The 2,861-nt window shown below is 62.5% G+C and carries 2 protein-coding genes; both read right to left on the bottom strand.

What is annotated here, in order from left to right:
- On the bottom strand, nucleotides 1-1,923 hold a 1,923-nt coding region (locus ENZ74_RS27685; RefSeq protein ID WP_127313142.1), incomplete at its 3' end, for a UvrD-helicase domain-containing protein.
- Nucleotides 1,924-2,013: 90 nt separating this feature from the next.
- Nucleotides 2,014-2,861: hypothetical protein (locus tag ENZ74_RS27680; protein WP_245471017.1), on the bottom strand; the 848-nt coding region annotated here is incomplete at its 5' end.

Here is a 2,861-nt window from a genome sequence, read left to right as displayed (position 1 = left end):
TTCGTCGAGCGCGCGCTGATGCGGGAACAGGCCTTCCTCCCAGCCGGGCAGGAAGACGGTCTCGAATTCGAGGCCCTTGGCCGAATGCAGCGTCATGATCGAGACGGCGTCGAGCCCGGCATTCTGTTCGGCGTCCATGACCAGCGCGACGTGCTCGAGGAAGGAGCGCAGCGATTCGTACTCCTCCATCGAGCGGATCAGCTCTTTCAGGTTCTCCAGCCGGCCGGGGGCTTCCACCGAGCGGTCGTTCTTCCACATGTCCGTGTAGCCGCTCTCTTCGAGAATGGTCTCGGCGAGTTCGGTGTGCGGCGTGGTTTCCAGCGCCTTCTGCCAGCGCTCGAAATTGGCCGCCACTTCGCGCAAGGCGGCGCGCGGCTTCGGCTTCAACTCGTCGCTTTCGGCGAGCTTGGCGGCGGCCTCCAGCATAGGGATGCGCAGCGCACGGGCGGTGTCGTGGATCTGGCGGATGGTGGCTTCGCCCAAGCCGCGCTTGGGCACATTGACGATGCGCTCGAAAGCGAGGTCGTCGGCGCCCTGCGCGACGACACGGAAGAAAGCCATGGCGTCGCGGATTTCCAGGCGCTCGTAGAAGCGCGGGCCACCGATGACGCGGTAGTTGAGGCCGAGTGTGATGAAGCGATCCTCGAAGGCCCGCATCTGGAAGGATGCACGGACAAGAATAGCCATGTCGTTGAGATTGTGCTTCTGGCGCTGATAGGCCTCGATGGTCTCGCCGATGGCGCGGGCTTCTTCTTCGGAATCCCAGGCGGCGTGGACATTGACCTTGCCATCCTCGGGATCGTTGCGATCCGTGAACAGCGTCTTGCCGAAGCGGCCCTCATTGTGGGCGATGAGGTGGGAGGCGGCACCAAGGATGTGCGCGGTCGAGCGGTAGTTGCGCTCCAGCCGGATGATGGTGGCGCCGGGAAAATCCTTGTCGAAACGCAGGATGTTGTCGACCTCGGCGCCGCGCCAGCCATAGATGGATTGGTCGTCATCGCCGACGCAGCAGATGTTTACGGTGGCGCGGGTTTCGGCCGAAGAGCGCCCAATCTCCCCCTCAAGGGGGGAGATCGGCTTGCCTTGAGGCCTTTGCGCCAACAGCCGCAGCCACATGTACTGGGCGGTGTTGGTGTCCTGGTACTCGTCGACGAGGATGTACTTGAAGCGCTTATGGTATTCCTTCAGCACGTCCGGATTGGCGCGGAAGATGCGGATCGGGTGGCAGAGCAGGTCGCCGAAATCGCAGGCGTTCAGCGTCTTCAGCCGCTCCTGATAGGCCTTGTAGAGTTCGCGGCCCTTGCCGTTGGCGAAGGCGCGCGCGTCGCCCTCGGCAATGTCGGCGGGGCCTTGCCCCTTGTTCTTCCAGCCGTCGATCATCTGGGCGAACTGCTTGGCCGGCCAGCGCTTGTCGTCCAGACCTTCGGCCTGGATCAGCTGCTTGATCAGCCGCACGACGTCGTCGGTGTCGAGGATGGTGAAGTCGGAGCGCAGGCCGGCGAGTTCGGCATGTCTGCGAAGCAGCTTCACTCCAATCGAGTGGAAGGTGCCGAGCCACGGCATGCCCTCTACATTGCCTTCGCCGATCAGCACGCCGATGCGGATCTTCATCTCGCGCGCGGCCTTGTTGGTGAAGGTCACCGCGAGGATCTGCGACGGAAACGCCTTGCCGGTGGCGAGGATGTGGGCGATGCGGGTCGTGAGCACGCGGGTCTTGCCGGTGCCGGCGCCGGCCAACACCAGAACCGGGCCCTCCGTTGTTTCAACAGCTAGCCGCTGCTCCGGGTTGAGGCCCTTCAGATAGTCGGGTGCGTTGTTGTGTCCGCTGCGGGCAGCCATGGCGCGCGCGGCGATACCCGACGGGGCCGAGGGCCGCGCATTGGGTTCGTCGAAAAAGGGCATGTCTTCGGAAAAGCCGGACATCGCCCCGAATGTAGTGATTCGGTGGCGAAAGACCAGAACTGTCTACGTTTTGTTCCGCTAAAGTGCTGGTGGCAAGGATGTACGGGCTGTTCAGGCCTTGCGGTAGCCGAGAGCGACGAAAAATCGCTGCCCTAACGAACGCGCCTCATCGGTCATCACGGCGCCGAGTGCCGTCTGCATCCGGTCGTAGTAATGGCTGCCCGCAGGGGACGCGAGAAATGCCGCGTAAAGCCTGAGATCGTCGAGCGACAAGTCACGATAGGCGAAAGCATTTCCTTCCATGATCCCCTTTTCGGCTTTTTCACGAAGGTTGCCGGCCTGCTTATGCACCAGCACCATTATCTGCTGATCCGATAAAGGCTGCCCGGCTGCCGCGAGCATTCCCGAAACCATCGCATAGCCCATGTTCAATGCGATCGCTTCAGCCATGTCCACGGCGCTGGTATCGTCGACGATTTTCCGGTACAGCGCGAGCCGTGCCGGATCTCCCGCCTGAAGTCCTCCAAGGATTTTCGGACCTTCGATCTTCTTGCGCCCCAGGGCTTGCGGATCGGACGCTTGGATCTCCAGGGCTGTGACCCGCCTGCCCAATGGTGAATCGAAGAAAGCAGCCAGATCGGTGAGATCGACGGGCTGCAACCGGCCCGTCATCCGCGCCTCTACGGCTTTCTCCATCCTGTCAGCGTCAAAAGCGCCTTCAGCGGCGGCGGACAAGGCTTCCTTGACTTTTTCCGGCCCCGGCACGGATTTGATGCCGGCGACTATGCTTGGGCCGAGGCCGGCCAGCATCTCGTGGAAGCCGCTTGCCTTGTTGATCTCCTCGAGCGTTTGTGCCGACGCCGGTTGACTGCCAGCCATAAGCACGACGAAGCCGAACAGCGCGCCGGCAATGCGCATCCATGGCGGAAAGACGAAGGGCATGACTCGGTCTACTCCAC

It is taken from the genome of Mesorhizobium sp. M7A.F.Ca.CA.002.15.2.1, from assembly GCF_003998715.1.
GTDB classification, from domain to species: Bacteria; Pseudomonadota; Alphaproteobacteria; order Rhizobiales; family Rhizobiaceae; genus Mesorhizobium; species Mesorhizobium ciceri.
The sequence above is the reverse complement of the archived record's forward strand: the minus strand, read 5'-3'. Positions and strand labels throughout refer to the sequence as shown.